The 17,543-nt window shown below is 60.8% G+C and carries 15 protein-coding genes; 7 read left to right on the top strand and 8 right to left on the bottom strand.

The features are described from left to right. Window positions 1-2 precede the first annotated feature (2 nt). The 8 genes from AAFG16_RS18485 to AAFG16_RS18450 form a co-directional block, all read right to left on the bottom strand. Window positions 3-596, bottom strand: a complete 594-nt coding sequence (locus AAFG16_RS18485; protein ID WP_342740111.1) for a DapH/DapD/GlmU-related protein — start codon at window positions 594-596, stop codon at window positions 3-5. Further along, window positions 593-1,534 carry a Gfo/Idh/MocA family oxidoreductase gene (locus tag AAFG16_RS18480; RefSeq protein ID WP_342740110.1) on the bottom strand — a complete coding sequence of 314 codons (942 nt, stop codon included), beginning with the start codon at window positions 1,532-1,534 and terminating at the stop codon, window positions 593-595. The genes AAFG16_RS18485 and AAFG16_RS18480 overlap by 4 nt, the downstream gene beginning before the upstream one ends. A 118-nt stretch (window positions 1,535-1,652) precedes the next feature. Then, entirely contained in the window at window positions 1,653-2,168 is a 516-nt protein-coding gene (locus AAFG16_RS18475; RefSeq protein WP_342740109.1) for a transcriptional activator RfaH, read from the bottom strand. Continuing rightward, window positions 2,165-2,809 (bottom strand): winged helix-turn-helix transcriptional regulator, encoded by a 645-nt coding sequence (locus AAFG16_RS18470; RefSeq protein ID WP_342740108.1) that lies wholly within the window; start codon window positions 2,807-2,809, stop codon window positions 2,165-2,167. The genes AAFG16_RS18475 and AAFG16_RS18470 overlap by 4 nt, the downstream gene beginning before the upstream one ends. Window positions 2,810-2,943: 134 nt before the next feature. Beyond that, window positions 2,944-4,161, bottom strand: a complete 1,218-nt coding sequence (locus tag AAFG16_RS18465) for a glycosyltransferase family 4 protein (protein ID WP_342740107.1) — start codon at window positions 4,159-4,161, stop codon at window positions 2,944-2,946. Beyond that, a complete protein-coding gene (locus AAFG16_RS18460; RefSeq protein ID WP_342740937.1) occupies window positions 4,158-5,249 on the bottom strand; it encodes a glycosyltransferase in 1,092 nt (363 codons plus the stop codon). Before AAFG16_RS18460 ends, AAFG16_RS18465 begins: the two co-directional genes overlap by 4 nt. An 8-nt stretch (window positions 5,250-5,257) precedes the next feature. Beyond that, window positions 5,258-7,066 (bottom strand): asparagine synthase (glutamine-hydrolyzing), encoded by a 1,809-nt coding sequence (asnB, locus tag AAFG16_RS18455; RefSeq protein WP_342740106.1) that lies wholly within the window; start codon window positions 7,064-7,066, stop codon window positions 5,258-5,260. A 259-nt stretch (window positions 7,067-7,325) separates the two neighbouring features. Next, window positions 7,326-10,613: a matrixin family metalloprotease gene (locus AAFG16_RS18450; RefSeq protein WP_342740105.1), complete on the bottom strand. Its 3,288-nt coding sequence runs from the start codon at window positions 10,611-10,613 to the stop codon at window positions 7,326-7,328. A gap of 198 nt (window positions 10,614-10,811) precedes the next feature. Between AAFG16_RS18450 and AAFG16_RS18445 the strand changes: the two genes are divergently transcribed. The 7 genes from AAFG16_RS18445 (at window position 10,812) to AAFG16_RS18415 (ending at window position 17,506) form a co-directional block, all read left to right on the top strand. Beyond that, window positions 10,812-11,114: a hypothetical protein gene (locus AAFG16_RS18445; RefSeq protein ID WP_342740104.1), complete on the top strand. Its 303-nt coding sequence runs from the start codon at window positions 10,812-10,814 to the stop codon at window positions 11,112-11,114. Window positions 11,115-11,250: 136 nt separating this feature from the next. Continuing rightward, complete coding sequence (locus tag AAFG16_RS18440) at window positions 11,251-12,432, top strand: glycosyltransferase (RefSeq protein WP_342740103.1); 1,182 nt, start codon at window positions 11,251-11,253, stop codon at window positions 12,430-12,432. A gap of 234 nt (window positions 12,433-12,666) precedes the next feature. Next, the gene (locus AAFG16_RS18435) at window positions 12,667-13,776 is read left to right on the top strand and encodes a DegT/DnrJ/EryC1/StrS family aminotransferase (RefSeq protein ID WP_342740102.1); all 1,110 of its coding nucleotides are present in this window, start codon (window positions 12,667-12,669) and stop codon (window positions 13,774-13,776) included. A gap of 196 nt (window positions 13,777-13,972) precedes the next feature. Further along, window positions 13,973-14,419, top strand: a complete 447-nt coding sequence (locus AAFG16_RS18430; protein ID WP_265440953.1) for a hypothetical protein — start codon at window positions 13,973-13,975, stop codon at window positions 14,417-14,419. Beyond that, window positions 14,416-15,537: a DegT/DnrJ/EryC1/StrS family aminotransferase gene (locus tag AAFG16_RS18425; RefSeq protein WP_342740101.1), complete on the top strand. Its 1,122-nt coding sequence runs from the start codon at window positions 14,416-14,418 to the stop codon at window positions 15,535-15,537. Before AAFG16_RS18430 ends, AAFG16_RS18425 begins: the two co-directional genes overlap by 4 nt. Further along, window positions 15,534-16,301, top strand: a complete 768-nt coding sequence (locus tag AAFG16_RS18420; protein WP_342740100.1) for a class I SAM-dependent methyltransferase — start codon at window positions 15,534-15,536, stop codon at window positions 16,299-16,301. The genes AAFG16_RS18425 and AAFG16_RS18420 overlap by 4 nt, the downstream gene beginning before the upstream one ends. Next, window positions 16,298-17,506, top strand: a complete 1,209-nt coding sequence (locus tag AAFG16_RS18415; RefSeq protein ID WP_342740099.1) for a glycosyltransferase — start codon at window positions 16,298-16,300, stop codon at window positions 17,504-17,506. Before AAFG16_RS18420 ends, AAFG16_RS18415 begins: the two co-directional genes overlap by 4 nt. Window positions 17,507-17,543 lie beyond the last annotated feature (37 nt).

The following is a 17,543-nucleotide window of genomic DNA, read 5'->3' as shown; positions in this document are numbered from 1 at the left end:
CCTCAGACGATAAGCGCGATCTGCGCCGGCGACAGCTCCCGATAGCGCTCGCCACTTCGCGGACATACCAAATCCGCGCCCAATCTTTCGCCGCTTCGGCTTACCCAGCCCATGCGCCGCGCCGGGTTTCCGACCATCAAGGCGAACCCCGGCACATCCTTCGTTACGACGGCGCCGGCACCGATGAAGCAGTATTGACCAAGCGAATGGCCGCACACAATGGTGGCGTTGGCGCCGATGCTGGCCCCACGCCCGACGGGCGTGCTGCGGAATTCATCCTTGCGCGAAACACTGGCCCGGGGATTGTTGACGTTGGTGAATACGCAGCTCGGACCGCAGAACACATCGCCTTCGAGCTCTACACCGTCATAGAGGGACACGTTGTTCTGGATCTTGCATCCGCTGCCGATTTTCACGCGGGGTCCGATCATGACGTTTTGTCCGATCGAACAATTTTCGCCGATGACGGTTCCGGCAAGCACGTGGCAGAAGTGCCAGATCTTCGTCCCCCGCCCGACGACGGCGCCGTCGTCCACATAGCTCGAGACGTGGATCAGCGCGCCCGGAAATCGCGGATCCTCTTTCATTTCGGTCATCTAAATGATCCCCTTCGTACAGAGGGATGCTGCCACTCATGCCCGGTCTTTAATGGCGCTTGGCGGAAGGTTGACACAATTTCGATCGAGGTCCTCACGTCTTCAAGACCAAAACCCCGCCCGGCCAAGGTCTCCTCGTAGCTGCGCGTGTGGAGGTCCGTGAAACCTTCTGAGAACTCGACCTCCTCGCCATCTACGGTGATCGACCGGAAGGTCGTCTTCTTGCCTTGAACCTCGGCCGGCAGATCGCTGCTGTCGACCGACAGAAACCAGCTGATATCAGCGCGCGCGCATTCGAGAAATCCGGCCGCGCGCTCGCGCTCGCGCAGGTGCGCCTCGTTGCGCGTGACCGAACCGAACACGTGACTCAGCATGTCGAAGAAGTGCACACCTATGTTTGTAGCTACTCCTCCCGATTTGGCATCTTCGCCTTTCCAGGACGTATAATACCAGCGACCGCGCGAGGTGATATAGGTGAGCTCGACCTTGTGGCGCTTGTTGCTGGTCCCAAATTTCTCTCGCAAGGCGACGATGGCGGGATGAAGTCGCAGTTGCAGGATCGTCGAAATGCGCCGGCCGGTGTCTTGCTCTATCTCAGCCAGTCCGTCGATATTCCAGGGATTGAGAACCAACGGCTTCTCGCAGATGGCATCGGCTCCTGACCGCAGAGCGAAACGGCAATGCGCATCGTGCAGATGATTGGGCGAGCAGATTGAAGCGTAATCGATTTTCTCGCCGCGACGTCGAAGCTTGTCGACATGGCGATCAAACCGTTCGAACTCGGTAAAAAAGTGGGCATTGGGGAAATAGCTGTCCAGGATACCAACCGAGTCATTTGGATCGTAAGCGACCTTCAGATCACCACCTACGGCATGTATCGCCCGCATGTGACGCGGCGCCACGTAACCGGCAGCTCCTATCAACGCAAATGAGTGCATCTGGACTCTCACTCCTCCCGACTGACTGCAATTGTCTCAAGCTACCGCACTCGGGGTGAAACGACTTCACACCCGAGCCAACAAACTTCGAACGACGCCTGCCGAGGGGCCGACAGAGTCATGCCGCGGCGATCAGATCCGCTCCGACGAACACGCGAACCTTGCGGCCTAGGAGGCTCAGAAGTAAGGCCACGCGGTGGTTATCGCTCACATCTTCCACAAGAGCGAGACTGTCGACAAATGCGCCCTCGACGATTCGCACCTTGTCGCCCGCAGAGAAAGCCGGTCGCTGTTCTAGCCGGATGAATCCGACCTTGTCTTCACGCGCCCTCAGCGCATCGATGATGCGGTCATCAACTTGCGCTGGCCGGTCTCCCACGCAAACAAGATGCGAGACGCCAAGCGTCGACTGAATGGAGCGCCAGCGCTGCGCCGCAAGATCGATTGCGACAAAGAGGTAGCGCGGGAACAGCGGGCGCGCCACGGTCTCGACCTTCCGGGCATGACTGCGACGCTTCAGGTAACGCGGAAGATAGACCGAAAATTCCTGGCGGCCGAGGTTCGCTGCAGCTTTCGCCTCTGCATTGACCTGCGTTTGGACAACGTACCAGCGGGAGTCGCGCTCAATCGTCATGATACCGCTCCCTGCTGTTGTCTCGGGCGCAAGCCGAGCAGATCGGGCGCTAGCACTCTCTCTGCTCCAAAACGACTAACCGCATCGTCGAACACGTTTCGCGCGGCAGTCAGGTGGGTCACGACGACGGCGTCAAACGGCTCGCCGACCGACGCATAAGAGGGCACCACCTGGACGCCGATGAAGCGGCCTGCCACGGCATCGACATCGACGATCGCGACGATTGAAACCGGCGTGTCGACCGCGCTCAGGATCGCGACTTCGCACAGGTCTGAGTGTCCAGCGAGCACGATCCGCCTGAGGCCGAGCGCCTGGGCGCGGTCCAGGATCCTCGCGTATTCCTCCTTCGCCTTGCGGAAAAGCAAAAAGGAATCCGAAAGGAACTGGACGGTCAGCCGCGATTTTTCGGAAAACCCCTGAGGCGTGAGGTAATAAGCATAGCGCCGCGCCGGCGCCTGGCCGACCTTGACAAGCCCCTTCTTGACGGCGCGCTTGAGGTAAGCATTGACGAGGCCGAGCGCGACCCCGAGTTCCGCGGCGATCCGCCGCTGTGATCTGGCGCCGTCTGCCTCGACGGAGTTAAGCAAACCGAGCACGAGCCGGTCGCTGTCCTTTTCGTCGGTCGGTAGAATGCTCACCATCTCTCGTCCCTGCCTGGGCAGCAACTAGCGCGTTCAAACGATGAACGTCAAGCAAAATCGTTCACGCAATGAACAATGCAAGTGATTGACTCAAAAGTACTTTTTTAAAATTTGAGCGCCGCCGGGATCACATTTCAACCCAGATCGCCTATTTTCCCAAGGTATCGCGCGGCCAGGGTCGAGTAGCTGTACCGCCGTGCGATCGAGACCCGGTCGCTCAGTGGACGCTTTGGATCGTTTAGTGCCGAGACCAGAGATGCCGCGAGCGCGGCTGGATCGTCGGGCGCGCATTGTGACGTCACCAGGTCTTCAAGTCCGGCCAGCGCCTTCACGTCGCAGGCAATGACGATGCGCGGCGCGAAGAGGCAATAATCGAACAGTTTGTTTGGGCTGATACCGTAGTGATAAAGCGCGTTCCCATGGAAGGACACGACGGCGCAATCGGATGCACTAAGCATGCCGTGGACGACCGAGCGCTCAACTTCATCGTGGAATTCCACATTTCCAAGACCCGCCGCCCTCTGCTTCAGTTCGGCTCGCGAGGTGCCTGAGCCAATCAGAATGAAATGGATTTTGGCATTCGCTTTTCCGAGCTCAGCGGCGGCATCGATGATCACCTCCATCGCGTTGGGAGGACCCATGCCGCCCGCATAGAGCACGACGCGCCTGCCCTCTCGCTGGATGCGGTTGATACAGTCGATCAGGGGATGGTCCAGGCAATCAAGCGCCAGCGCGCGTTGGATCTCACCGTCCGAAACGCCGTTGGGAATCCACGTAAATCTGCCGGCCGGCAATCCGCGAGTGCGCATGTGTGCTTCCGCACCAGCCAACAGGCAAATGACGCGGTCGGCCGAACGATAGGCGGAGCGCTCCTTCCAGCCGAGCACTTTCATCAGCGGGTGCCAGCGAGGGGTCATCCCGAGAGCCATGATGCTCTCCGGCCAGAGATCGCGGATTTCGAGCCAGAACTTGGCACCGAAACTCCGCGCCAGCCTATGAGCCGCCGAGACGAAGAACAGGTGCGGGCTCGATGCAATGACGATATCCGGCAAACCGAATTGCGCGGCGATCGCAGCCGAACTCGCCTTAAGCTGCGGCCCGAAGCTCAAGTTGTTCAAAAGACGACCGAGACTACCCTTGCCGTAGTGCGGCGTCTCGAGAAACCAGAAATCGACCCCTTCGATCCGTTGCGGACCCGGAGCCCGGGGTTGCCTGTGCAGATGATGGAAGCCGGCGCTCACCACCACCACGCGATGGCCCATCCTGCCCCAGGCGTCCGCAAGCCAGAACGGCCGCCAGTGACGGCCCAGCCCCGGCCCGCCCGCAAAAGGATGCAGCAGCCAGATGTTCATGCTGCCGGCCGGCGCAAAGAAATCTCCTGATAGAGCTTTTTGAGCTCCCCAGCGTCGTGCTGCCAATTATACTCCTTGGCGACCGCCGCTCGGCCCGCCAGCCCCAATTCGAGCGCCCGATTGGGCGCGTCGGCCAAAAAAGATAACCGTTCCACCAACCCTTTCTTGTCTTCCAACGAGACTGAAAATCCGCAACCCGCCGTTTCGACGATTTCCTTCGATCTCGGCAGGTCGCTAGTGATGACTGGAACTCCAGCAGCCATATACTCGAAGATCTTGGTCGGCATTGCGTAAAGATGATTTGGTTCGTTCTGGAAAAGGCAAAGCCCAATGAGGCTTTGATTGAGCAAAGCAGCGATTTCGGATCGGCCTAGCATTCCGCGGTAGATGACATTCGCCGACGATTCGTTTAACCAGTCCGTTTCGGGCGCGCCGATGCTCCCGGCGATAACGAGTGGCAGCCCTGCAGCCTCGCAGCCTTCGACCATCTCGACAAGTCCACGGTTGAAACTCGCGTGCCCGACATAGACCGCCTGTCTCGTGCGCGGGGTGGTGGCGGTCGGCTCAATGAATTCGTCCAGCCGTACGCTGTTTCGGACGAGCGTCACCGCGGCACCGAAGTCGCGAAACCGCTTCGCAATGGTTGGCGTCGCGGCGACGATCGCATCGAAACGGGGCGCTGTGTATCGCTCCACCAATTCCATGCCGAGCGCGACGGCTGGCTGCATCCATCGAGGGATCCACTTCTTCGAGTAAATATCCGCCGGTACATCCTCGTGAACGTCGTAGACCACCTTGCAACCCCGCGACCTCAGCCACAGCGCGAAAGGGATCAACTCCGGGTCGTGAAATTGCACAACCTCCGCCCCGGTCGCGCGCGCCAGCATCGTCGCGGCTCGCCCCATTACCCAGGGCCGTTTCCATCGTGCGACAGCCGGCAGTTCGACCGGTCTAAATTCGATAGAGCCTGGTTCTCTGGCGCACGGGGGCCGCGCCACGACGGTGACCTCGTGACCGGCTTCAGACAGGCTTCGCGCTTCTTTCTCAACAATTCGGATATCGTTGGCCGAATGGACACTCGATAGCATACAAATCTTCATGGGGCTTCAACCCGGAAGCGCTCGCCCCAAAGCGCTACACAGTACAGGCGCCAACGCATTCCAAGATCGAGCTGGTGGAATTTCCTCTTGACCGTATCCATGTCAACGTATCGAGCAAGCAGCGTACTAGCGACCACCTTGCGATACATCGCGGACGAGTGCCGGCCAAGCCATAGTTGATCGGGGGCAGCAAATCCAATCTTGTCCTTCCGCCAAGCGATGCTCGCCGGCAGTAGGTCCTGCATGGCAGCCCGGAGCGGCCACTTGGCCCACCCCTTGTTCAATTTAATGCGCGTGGGCAGGTTTAAGGCAAATTCCACAAAGCGATAGTCAAGGAACGGCAAGCGCGTTTCGACCCCAAATCGCATGGAATTCTTATCCTCGAAACGCAGCAGCATCGGTAGATTCGTTTCGTTGATCTCCAGCACCTGCATTTCCTGCGCGTCCCTGGTCTGCCGCGCAAAGCGACGGAGGGAGTCCGGCAGGTCCGGCTTCTTTAGGAAGGAATATCGCCAGCGATAGAAAGCCGCACGCAGTCGCGCCGAACTAGCTCCAAACAAATACATCAGCAATCGTCGCGGGGAAATCCCCGCTTCCGTGGCGTCAGCGAAGGCAGAAAAAAATCCGCCTACTCCGCCACGGCGAAAATGGTCGAGCAGCCAGGCGGCGTAATAGCGATGGTAGCCCAGCAGCGTTTCATCGCCGCCTTGACCGTCGAGGAGCACGATCACGCCATTTGACCGCGCAGTTTTCATCACCTCATATTGCATCATAATCGAAGGGCCGGCGAACGGCTCCTCCTGCACCTCCAGCAATATCTCCGCTGTCGACGCAAATTGTTCATAGCTCGGCCTAGTACGCAGCCAATTTAAATCTGATTTTGCTGCAATCTCGGCAGCATAGGCCTCCTCGTTGTTGGTCACCTGCTCGCTGATGGCTGTAATCGCAAAGAAGCGCTCGCTCGACGAGTAGCGCTTCGCCGCCAGCGTCGCGACGCTTGAACTGTCCAACCCGCCCGACAGGCACGTTCCGACGCGAACGTCTGATCGCAACCGCAAACGGGTGGCGTCATCAAGGAGCGCTCTGAGCAATCGCGCCTGATCGACCTCATCGGTTTCGAGCGAACGAGGAGCTAGAGAATAGTAGCGCTTGAGTTCGAACCGAGTTGTAGACACGTCGACGCGCATCCAGTGTCCCGGCGGCAGCTTTTCTACACCCTTGAAGAAAGTCCGATTGGTATGGTCAGTCAGTCCACAGACGAGAAAATCACTAACAAGATCATCATCGGCAACGGGGCGTTCGATCAAAGGAAGTAGCTGACGAATCTCCGAGCCGAACGCGAAGTGCGTCGCCGTATTGACATAGTAGAACGGCTTCACGCCGAAGCGGTCGCGGGCGCAGAATAGTGTGTTGTCGCGTTCGTCGTGAATCGCAAATGACCACATGCCGTTGAAGCGATCGAGGCACTTCTCGCCCCAGCGAATATAGGCCGCTAGCAAGACCTCGGTGTCCGAGGCGGTGTGAAAGACATGTCCGAGCGCTTGAAGCTCCGCGCGCAGCTCAAGATAATTGTAAATCTCACCGTTATACGTAATCCACACGGGCAGATCCCTGTCGCGCATTGGCTGCGCGCCGTCATCGCTCAGATCGATGATGGCCAGTCTCCGGTGTCCCAATCCGACGTTCTTGTTGATCCTCACCCCGCGCCCGTCCGGACCACGGTGGGCGACGAGATCGGTCAGCAGATCAATTTGATCAGCGTCAACGGGCCCGTTCCTGGTGATAAGACCGAATATGCCGCACACGGGCTAACCTGTCTTGCTTGAGATAAGCGCACGCAAAGCCGTCGTCCCGTCCTGAACTAAACCGTCAGTTCGAACGCTGGCACCAATAGCTTGTTCACGAGATGAACGTCAACCTCGGTTGCGTGCCGCCTAGCGCTTCCGCGAGCGGTCGACCTCGTTCGGATCGTGTAACGCAACCAGTAACATCTTGCCGGGACCTACTGGTCGGGCCCACACGTAAGCCGAAGGTTTCCGTTCGCCGCGTAGCATATCTTGCCGACTAGACAAAGTGAAAGTCGTTCTGGAACGCTGCCAGTTGCACCTTCGTGACGTGCTGGAGCGTGATCGCGTCGCCCGCCGCATCGACAATGTGGGCATTGCCAGATGCATCGTCGTGTGTTGCCGCTAGGAGTGACGCCATATCGGCAAACTGCGATTTGCTGAATTGAATAGTGTCCGCGCCGGGCGCGAAGTTGGCTAGAGTCACCTGTCCGAAATTCGGCGTAAACACAAATGACTCGTGCACGGCGAAGCTGGGCATCGGGCTTGCTGGTTGATCGGGGTGCGTTGCGGCGACGATCAAGGCTCCTCCATGACTGTCGTCGACGAAGTGGAAGCTATCTTGGGTATATTGCCCGTCGAACTGAAGGGTCACTGTTTTCGATCCGTCGCTCGCCAAAAGCACGCCGGAAGAACTCTCAAAACGCGAATAAAGCGATTGGAAATTCATGCCGAGCAGATCAATCTTGTCGGATCCGGCGAGCGTACCGTCGCCGCTGAAGTTCGACGGCGAGTGCAACGTGAGCATCACGCCACTAAAAGTGCCATTTCCGCCTGCCGCGTTCGCCGACGCCCCCCCCTCCAGGGCCTTGGATGCGGGTGGGCCGATCACTCCATCGCCGTTGAAGTCCTGGTGGAAAGTGGATTCAAACGACTCGAGTGTAGCGCTACTCCCACCAACGGTACCGTTGGTGAGATTGGAGGTCCAAGCTCCGTTCGCATCAGTGCCCCAGATGGTGAACAGTGCCGCGCCCGCTTCCTTCCAGGCGACGTCATAACCTCCGCCAACTTGAACCGCCCCGATCGGCGCCCAACTCCCGAACTCGCCGGCATATACCGGTGCGCCGTTGGATTGCAGCTCGGGGCCGGTCCCGCCCCCGACAGGATTCATGAAGTAGTTTGCGCCAACTTGCACCAGGCTCGTCGTTCCGTCAGTGTGGATGACCGTGGTGGGAATCCCGATTACGCCGTCGCCGTTGAGGTCCTGTTGGAAGGTGGATTCAAACGACTCGAGCGTTGTGCTACTCCCACCAACGGTACCGTTGCTGAGATTGGAGGTCCAAGCTCCGTTCGCATCGGTGCCCCAGATGGTGAACAGCGCCGCGTCCGCTTGCTTCCAGGCGACGTCATAACCTCCGCCAACTTGAACCGCCCCGATCGGCGCCCAACTCCCGAACTCCCCGGCATATACCGGTGCGCCGTTGGATTGCAGCTCGGGGCCGGTCCCGCCCCCGACCGGGTTTAGGAAGTAATTTGCGCCAACTTGCACCAGGCTCGTCGTTCCGTCAGTGTGGATGACCGTGGTGGGAAATCCGATTACGCCGTCGCCATTGAGGTCCTGTTGGAAGGTGGATTCAAACGACTCGAGCGTTGTGCTACTCCCACCAACGGTACCGTTGCTGAGATTGGAGGTCCAAGCTCCGTTCGCATCGGTGCCCCAGATGGTGAACAGTGCCGCGCCCGCTTGCTTCCAGGCGACGTCATAACCTCCGCCAACTTGAACCGCCCCGATCGGCGCCCAACTCCCGAACTCGCCGGCATATACCGGTGCGCCGTTGGATTGCAGCTCGGGGCCGGTCCCGCCCCCGGCCGGGTTTAGGAAATAATTTGCGCCAACTTGCACCAGGCTCGTCGTTCCGTCAGTGTGGATGACCGTGGTGGGAATCCCGATTACGCCGTCGCCGTTGAGGTCCTGTTGGAAGGTGGATTCAAACGACTCGAGCGTTGTGCTACTCCCACCAACGGTACCGTTGCTTAGATTGGAGGTCCAAGCTCCGTTCGCATCGGTGCCCCAGATGGTGAACAGCGCCGCGCCCGCTTGCTTCCAGGCGACGTCATAACCTCCGCCAACTTGAACCGCCCCGATCGGCGCCCAACTCCCGAACTCCCCGGCATACACCGGTGCGCCGTTGGATTGCAGCTCGGGGCCGGTCCCGCCCCCGACAGGATTCATGAAGTAGTTTGCGCCAACTTGCACCAGGCTGGTGGTGCCGATCGCCTCGATCACGACCGGCGTAAGCTGGTTGATGAGGGCGGCGCTCGAGAGCGTGCCGTCGGCAAACTGGAAAGACTCGAAGTTCGTGATGGTATCGGTACCGTCCGGCGAACCGGCCCGTTGATCAGCAATCGTGAAGGTCTGCGTGGTCGCGTTGTACGTCACCGCGTAATTCGCCAGATTGCCCGAATAGGCCGCCGTATCGGTGCCGGTACCGCCGTCGATGGTGTCGTTGCCACCGCCGCCAGTGATGGTGTCGTTGCCGGCGCCCCCCTTCAGAACGTTGGCGATGGCGTTGCCGATGATGGTGTCATTGCCGGAGCCGCCGGTGGCGTTGTCGATGTAGGAGCGCGCATCGCCGTTGTAGAGATAGGCGTTGTACACGTTGCCGGATGCGTAGTGGCCGTTGCCGAGATAGGCCAGCTGCGCGGTGGAGAACACCGACGAGGCGCCCGGATTGAGATTGATGGTCAGGTTCGTGGTGTAGTTCGAGAGGTCATAGGTATCGACGCCGTTCCCGTCCCAGACCGTCTCGTAGATGCGGTTGGCCGAACCGCCGACGCCGCCGCCCGGTGCGAGTTGTCCGGCGCCGTTGATGAACTCTTGCCCCGTTGTCGGGCTCCAGGTGTAGACCGTGTTGCCGCTCTGGGTGTTGTAGTTCGCGCCATACAGCGTCTGCAGTGCGAGGATATCGTTGGCCATATAGGTCTGCGGATATCCGTAGGCCTCGTTGGTGTAGCCGGTGAGCGGACCGCCGACATAACTGCGATAGCTCATGACGGTGTATTCGCTATCGTCATGCGCGCTTGGCACTGCCACATTGGCGACGCCGCCGGTCTCCTGGCTGTGCTTGAGGCCCAGCGCATGGCCGAGCTCGTGCAGCGCGGTCGTGAAATAGTAATTGCCGAGCTTCGCCTGCGTATAGTCGTACTGCGTGCCGAACCAGATGTCGCCGCCGGCCGCGTAATTACCGGGGTAATAGGCGTAGGACGTTGGATTGGCCGCCGGCGACTGCGCGACCATGATGTCGGCACTACCGGTGCCGTTATAGGTGATACTGGCGCCGGTGTAGCTCTTGATCAGCGCGATGGCGTAGTTGATCGCGGCCTGCATCTGGGTCGGCGCCGTGGCAAAGCCCGACGTCGTCGGTTCGCTGACGCCGGAGTAGGGATTGGCATAAGTGCTGGACGAGGTCGGGAAGCTATAGCTGATCGTGCCGGACCATTTGGTGCCCGCCAGCAGGCCATCTATGTCTGCGTTGTTCGTTGCACTAACGTTGACAGCAGTCGCCAAGAGAATCTCCGAACGCAGGCCCCGCTCGCTTCGGGGTGCAGACAGCTGATTCTAGCTAGAGAAATATACGTTTGGTTAAAATTGGGCAATGCGAGCCGCTCCTCTGCCGCAGCACCGTGGTAAGCATCAATCCGGTACTCATACGCACCGGTATGACGATGCCGGTTCCGACTGGCCGCGTGATTTGCTAGGGAACTTATGAAACTCCACCTGATCCCCGTAGGCCTGGTCGGCGCCATGATGGCGCTTTCGGGGCCGGACCACCTGCCCCTCGGAGGACTGCCCGTCATGGTCGGAAAAGCCAGTGCGAACGACGGCGGCCCAGCGCAGCGCGCGCCGTCGGTTCCCCCGGCCCGCGACCCTGGGGCCGCGGTCGCCGAGGAATTCGAGCTGGCTCGTCAGAAGGGGACGGCGGAGGCGTTCCAGCTGTTCATCGCGCGCCATGGCGATGACCCGCTGGCCGAGAAGGCGCGCGCTGAGCTGAAGCGGTTGTCGCGCTGATCAATACCAAGGTTTCCCTGAAGAGCTTTTCGTCTGCCGCCTGCTCGCCTCGCGCGACACAGGCAGACTCGACACTTTTTTGTTTCGTTCGCCGGTCTGCTATCTAATCCTCGAAAGTTCCCCCTAAAGGCTTTGAATGATGCGTGTGCTCGTTTTGAATGCCGACTATCCGCGCTTTCTCGCGTGGCTCTACAGACGACGACCGGGCCTTGAGAACGAGCCTTACGCGGCGCAGATGGCCGCACGAAACGCCAGCCTGTTCGGCGTTGCGGATTTCTACTCCCGCAATTTTGGCGGCCTTGGGCATGCCGCAAGGGACATCCACGTCAACAATCCATGGATGCGGGCAGCTTGGGCGCGCGAGCACGGCCTTGCCGTGACCACGCCACCGCCACCCGGCGCGGCTTCCGGGCGCAACGCAATTCCTGGCTGGCTGCAGCGCGCGGTGGCCCCTGCAAAGCCGATGTTAAGGCCGCTCGCGCGCAAAGTTGGGTTGAGCCCACGCCTCGACACGGAGGCGGAACAGATCCTGCTGGCGCAGATCGAGGACTTCAAGCCCGATCTCGTCCTCAATCAGGATCTGTATCACGTCGACACGCGCCTCGCGCGCCGGATCAAGCAGATCGGCCGCCCAATCCTGATTGGCCAAACCGGCATATCTCCGCCGCGTGGCGAGGACTGGTCGGTCTACGACCTCATGATCTCTCAGATGGCTTCCATCGTGGAATTCTTCCGCAGGCGCGGCGCGCGCGCTGAAGTCGTGCACCTCGCCTTCGAGCCTTCGATTCTGGAGGCGCTACCACCGCCATCGCCGCAAAAGTTTGAAGTCACCTTTGTCGGCGCAGTGACTGCGGATCACAAGAGCCGCGTCGCCCAGCTTGAGGCAGTGGCTCGCTACTACGATCTCAAACTGTTCGGAAGCGGCCTGCACACTCTCCCGGCTTCCTCACCGCTACATCGCTGTTATCAGGGTGAGGTTTGGGGGAGCGAGATGTATCAGGCGCTCCGCGCCTCTCGCATTACGCTCAATTCGCACATCGATCTCGCAGGCCAGGAGGCCGGCAATGCGCGTCTGTTTGAAGCGACAGGTGTCGGTGCATTCCTTCTCACCGACCTCAAGGACAATCTGCACACCCTGTTTTCACCTCAGCGCGAGGTCGCGGCATGGCGCGATACCAAGGACTGCCTTGCCATGATCGATCACTACCTCGCCGACGAGGCAATGTGCAGGTCCATTGCTCAGGCGGGCCAGGATCGGACGTTTGCGGCCCACACGTTTCGTCGGCGCGTCGAACAAATCCTTGGATTCATCGGCTAATCCTGGTCGAGAGACATATCGTGACTGGATCCGCCCTCGACAAATCGACTCCGGTAGCAGGACCAGGCCAAGATGAATTTTCGCCGAGAAGACGCTGTGCCGCCGACGCTGGACCTTGTTAAGACCGCCTCAGGTCCGGTAAAGCGGAATTGGCGAGATGCTCGCGACAACGTCTGGCTGAAGCCTTTGTCGTTAAGGCGCTGCTTGTAATCTCACTTCGGAAGGAAGCTGGTTATGCCCATAGAATTTATCGATTTGAAGGCGCAGCTGCGATCAATTCGGGGGGCAATTGACGAGCGCATGCAGAGAGTGCTCGATCACGGCCAGTTCATCATGGGCCCTGAAGTCGCCGAGATGGAGCAGCGGCTGGCGGCCTATACTGGCGCGAAGCATTGCATCAGCGTGGCTTCTGGCACCGAAGCGCTTCTAATTGCCCTGATGGCACTGGGTGTAGGCCCCGGCGACGAAGTCATCACCACGCCCTTTACATTTGTCGCGACGGCAGAGGTCATCGTTTTACTTGGAGCAACCCCAGTGCTCGTCGATGTCGAGCCGGACACCTGCAACGTCAACGCGGAGAAGATCGAAAGCGCGATCACCTCGCGCACAAAGGCGATCATGCCAGTGTCGCTCTACGGGGCGACCGCCGACATGGACGAAATCAATGCGATCGGTGAGAAACACGGAATTCCCGTGATCGAGGACGCTGCTCAAAGTTTCGGTGCCGAATATCGGTCACGCAAAAGCTGCAACGTATCCTCGATAGGTTGCACCAGCTTCTTCCCGAGCAAGCCACTTGGTTGCTTCGGAGATGGAGGCGCTATTTTTGTCTCCGACGACACGCTTGCGAAGGCCATGAGGGAGATACGAATCCATGGCCAGGAAAGGCGATACTATCACACCCGCGTCGGTGTGGGCGGTCGCATGGACACGCTGCAGTGTGCGGTGATTCTCGCGAAGCTCGATATCTTCGATTGGGAGATCGCGGAGCGGATCCGTATCGGACGAACTTACCGCGACATGGTCGCAGAGATCCCCGGTATTCAAGCTCCGGCCGTTCGTAACGATCGGACCTGCGTCTGGGCCCAGTTTACAGTGAAGACAGACAAACGCGATGCTGTCGTCGCTTCGCTGAAGGATGCTGGAGTGCCGACGGCAATTCACTATCCGATCCCCGTACATATGCAGCCGGCCTATCGATCGCTGTGCCGCGTCGTAGGCGGATTGGAGGTTTCAGAGCGCATTGCACAGCAGGTCGTCAGCCTCCCCATGCATCCTTATCTCGACGCCGAAACGATGCGTATGATTGCACAGGCGCTCACCAAGGCCGCACGATCATCGTGAGGCGCTTGAAGAAGCTTTGACTCTCCCCGTGCAACGGGCTGGCGGACTCGGTCCCTTGGCCTGTCGGCTTATCCTGACGACAGTCGCACCGACTGCCATCCTCGGTCGCCCTTGACGGTCCCGGCCAAAATGGCCAAAGTGCCGGAAACTGACGCTATGTCCCTCTAATTACAGCGATTTTTGTCGAGGCCTTGAGATGGAACACGTCGAACATGTTCGATTCGGCGATCAGCTCTATGCGATCATCGTGCGCGCCTCGTTTCGCGAGCCGGGTATCCATTTCTTTTCGACGCCGGAACTCTCGCAGCAGCTCGCCTTCATGAGCCATCCGAAGGGCAAGAGCATCGAGCCGCATCGCCACAACAAGGTGACGCGCGAGGTGCACTACACCCAGGAAGTCCTGCTGATCCAGAAGGGCAAGCTCCAGGTCGATTTCTACACGGTCGAGGAAAAATATCTCGAAAGCCGCGTGCTCGGTGCGGGCGACCTCATCCTGCTGTGCAGCGGCGCACACGGCTTCCACGTGCTCGAACCGCTCGAGATGTTCGAGGTCAAGCAAGGTCCCTATTCCGGCGAGAACGACAAGACCCGCTTCCCGGAAGCCGCGCCGTCCGAAATCCGGATCAAGGGCCCGAACCTGTGAGCGCGCCGTTCATTCCCGTCAACACGCCGCTGCTCGACGGCAACGAGGCCGACTATCTCGCCGAATGCATCCGCACCGGATGGATCTCCTCGGAGGGACCGTTCATCAAGCGTTTCGAGCAGGCGATGGCCGAGGCCACCGGACGGCGTCACGGCGTCGCCGTGACCAACGGCTCGGTCGCGCTCGACATCGCCGTTCATGCGCTCGGGCTCGAAGAAGGCTCCGAGGTCATCATCCCGACCTTCACCATCATCAGCTGCGCCGCCGCGATCGTGCGCGCCGGCCTCGTTCCAGTCGGGGTCGACTGCGATCCTGCGACCTGGAACATGACGGCCGAGGGCGTCGAGGCCGCGATCACGCCGCGCACGCGCGCGATCATGCTGGTGCACATCTACGGCCTGCCGGTCGATCTCGATCCGATCCTGGCGCTCGCGCGCAAGCACGATCTGAAGGTGATCGAGGACGCCGCCGAGATGCACGGCCAGACCTATCGCGGCGCGCCCTGCGGCGGCTTCGGCGACGTCTCGACCTTCAGCTTCTATCCCAACAAGCACGTTACGACCGGTGAAGGCGGCATGATCCTCACCGACGACGCCGCGCTCGCCGACCGGCTCCAAAGCCTGCGCAATCTCTGCTTCCAGCCGCAGCAGCGCTTCGTCCACGAGGAGCTCGGCTGGAACGCGCGCATGACCAATCTCCAGGCCGCGCTCGGCGTCGCCCAGGTCGAGCGCCTGCCGCGCACCGTCGAGCTCAAGCGCCGGATCGGCCGGCTCTATGACGAGCATCTCGGCGGCCTCAACCGCATCCGACGTCCCGTTGCCCGCACCTCCTATGCCGACAACATCTACTGGGTCTACGGCATCGTCCTGAACGACGACGTGCCGTTCGACGCCAAGGAGGCGATGCGCCGGCTCGGCGAGAAGGGCATCGGCACGCGGCCGTTCTTCTGGTGCATGCACGAGCAGCCGGTATTACGCCGGATGGGCCTGATGCTCGAGGAGCGTCATCCGAACGCGGAATACATCGCCCGGCGCGGTTTTTACCTGCCAAGCGGGCTTGCCTTGACCGCCGACGAGATCGCTCGCTCGGCGCAGGCGCTGACGGAGATCCTGGCGTGACGGTGTTCGCCGACTACGCGCCCTGGTACGATCTCCTCTACCGCGACAAAGACTACGCGGCGGAGACGGCGTTTGTCGAAGCGCGCCTGCGCGATTACGGCGTTTCCTCCGGCAAGCTGCTCGATCTCGGCTGCGGCACCGGTCTGCACGCACTCGCCTTCGCGCGCCAGGGGTGGAACGTTGCCGGCATCGATCTCAGCCACGAGATGATCGCGAGCGCGAAGGCGCGCGCCGAGCAGGCCGGGCTGTCGATCCCGTTCCGGCAAGGCGATGCCTGCAAGGCCGGCCCCGAACGCGACTTCGATGCCGTGGTGTCGCTGTTCCACGTTGCGAGCTATCAGACCAGCCGCGATGCACTGGCGGCGATGTTCCGCACCGCTTATGCCGCGCTGAAGCCGGGCGGCGTATTCTTCTTCGACTATTGGTATGGCGGCGCCGTGCTGGCGCAGGGCGTCGAGACCCGGGTCAAGGTGATCGAGCAGACGCCACTCCGCCTCACCCGCATCGCGCAATCCGACCATGACGAACGGGCCGCGACCGTCACCGTGAACTACACGCTGTTCTGCGAGGACACCAAGAGCGCCACGATCCGCCGGGTCGATGAAGCGCACCATATGCGCTACTGGTTTCCGTTCGAGATCGACGCGGCGCTTGCCGCGAGCGGCTTCCAGCCTGCCGCGCACGCCGCATGGCTGACGCAGGACGCGCCGAATTCGAAGATTTGGGCGGCCTATGCGGTGGCCAGAAAGAGCCCCACGCCGTGAGACCACTACGGCTCGCCGTCATGCTCGAACAGGCGCTCGAACTCGGCGGCGGCTTCCAGCAGCCGCTCAACGACCTGCTCTGGCTGCGCGAGTGGGCCGCGGAGTCCGGCAACGAGATCGTGGTCTACTCGCCCTACCCGAAGACGCTGGCGATCCTGAAGGAATTCGGCATCGAGGCGCGGCTGCGCAAGTTCGGCTTCTCCGACCACCTTTTCCTGTTCCTGAAATATTGCGGTCCCTTCGATCTCGTCCAGATCGCGCTGGAGCTCAAATCGCCGTTCGAGCGCGCGCTGATCCGCGACGGCATCGACGTCGTGCACTTCACCTCGACCTCGAAGCGGCATTTGCTGCTCTACGAGCTGCCCTTCATAATCACGATCTTCGACGGCTGCCACCGCGATGCGCCGGAGTTTCCGGAGGTCCGCACCTTCGGCGAATTCGAGCGCCGCGAGATCCTGTTCCGCCTCGCCAGCACCAAGGCCGTTGCAGTGATCGTCAATGCACCCGAGCTGATCGACGATCTCTGCCGGCGCTACGCCATGGAACGGGAGCGCGCGATCTGCATCCCGTTCTCGCCCTCGACCTATGTCAGCCGGTCCGCCCCCGATGCAGCGGCCGACGCGGCCGTGCTGGCGAAATACAAGCTCGAGCCGGGCTATCTGTTCTATCCGGCGCAGTTCTGGCCGCACAAGAACCACATCACGCTGCTCGCCGCGCTCGCTTTGCTGCGCGAGCAGGGCATCATCGAACGGCTCGTGCTGTGCGGCTCGAACCGGAGCGGCCGCGACAAGCTCGACAGGGCGATCCAGAGCTATGGATTGTCCGACCAGATTTCCATCATCGGCTTCGTCGAGTCCGCCGAGCTGGCCGCGCTGTACCGAAGCGCCGCCGCGCTGGTGATGCCGAGCTATTTCGGCCCGACCAATCTGCCGCCGCTGGAGGCCTGGGCGGTCGGCACGCCCGTGATCTATCCTCAAGCCTTCAAGGCGCAGGCCGGCGATGCCGCGATCCTGTTCGACTACGATGATCCGCGCTCGCTCGCGGATGCGATCGCCAAGCTTGGCAACGAGGGTACACGCGAGCGGCTGCGCGCCGCCGGCGAGCTCCGCCTCGCCCAGTTCACTGAGGAGACCGAGGTCGGACGCCGGCAATTCGCCCGGCACCTCGAGCGGTTGAAACACCGCCTGGCGCTGACGCCTCGCTAGAGCATAATCCGGAAAAATGCGTATCGGTGTTCCGAAA

The sequence above is a fragment of the Bradyrhizobium sp. B117 genome, from assembly GCF_038969555.1.
Taxonomy (GTDB): Bacteria; Pseudomonadota; Alphaproteobacteria; order Rhizobiales; family Xanthobacteraceae; genus Bradyrhizobium.
This window is presented reverse-complemented; position numbering and strand designations above follow the sequence as displayed.

Excerpts from the sequence above, each read along its gene's own strand:
- AAFG16_RS18485 (WP_342740111.1), bottom strand. The coding sequence starts at position 596 with ATGACCGAAATGAAAGAGGATCCGCGATTTCCGGGCGCGCTGATCCAC.
- AAFG16_RS18480 (WP_342740110.1), bottom strand. The coding sequence starts at position 1,534 with ATGCACTCATTTGCGTTGATAGGAGCTGCCGGTTACGTGGCGCCGCGT.
- AAFG16_RS18475 (WP_342740109.1), bottom strand. The coding sequence starts at position 2,168 with ATGACGATTGAGCGCGACTCCCGCTGGTACGTTGTCCAAACGCAGGTC.
- AAFG16_RS18470 (WP_342740108.1), bottom strand. The coding sequence starts at position 2,809 with ATGGTGAGCATTCTACCGACCGACGAAAAGGACAGCGACCGGCTCGTG.
- AAFG16_RS18465 (WP_342740107.1), bottom strand. The coding sequence starts at position 4,161 with ATGAACATCTGGCTGCTGCATCCTTTTGCGGGCGGGCCGGGGCTGGGC.
- AAFG16_RS18460 (WP_342740937.1), bottom strand. The coding sequence starts at position 5,249 with ATGCTATCGAGTGTCCATTCGGCCAACGATATCCGAATTGTTGAGAAA.
- AAFG16_RS18445 (WP_342740104.1), top strand. The coding sequence starts at position 10,812 with ATGAAACTCCACCTGATCCCCGTAGGCCTGGTCGGCGCCATGATGGCG.
- AAFG16_RS18440 (WP_342740103.1), top strand. The coding sequence starts at position 11,251 with ATGATGCGTGTGCTCGTTTTGAATGCCGACTATCCGCGCTTTCTCGCG.
- AAFG16_RS18435 (WP_342740102.1), top strand. The coding sequence starts at position 12,667 with ATGCCCATAGAATTTATCGATTTGAAGGCGCAGCTGCGATCAATTCGG.
- AAFG16_RS18430 (WP_265440953.1), top strand. The coding sequence starts at position 13,973 with ATGGAACACGTCGAACATGTTCGATTCGGCGATCAGCTCTATGCGATC.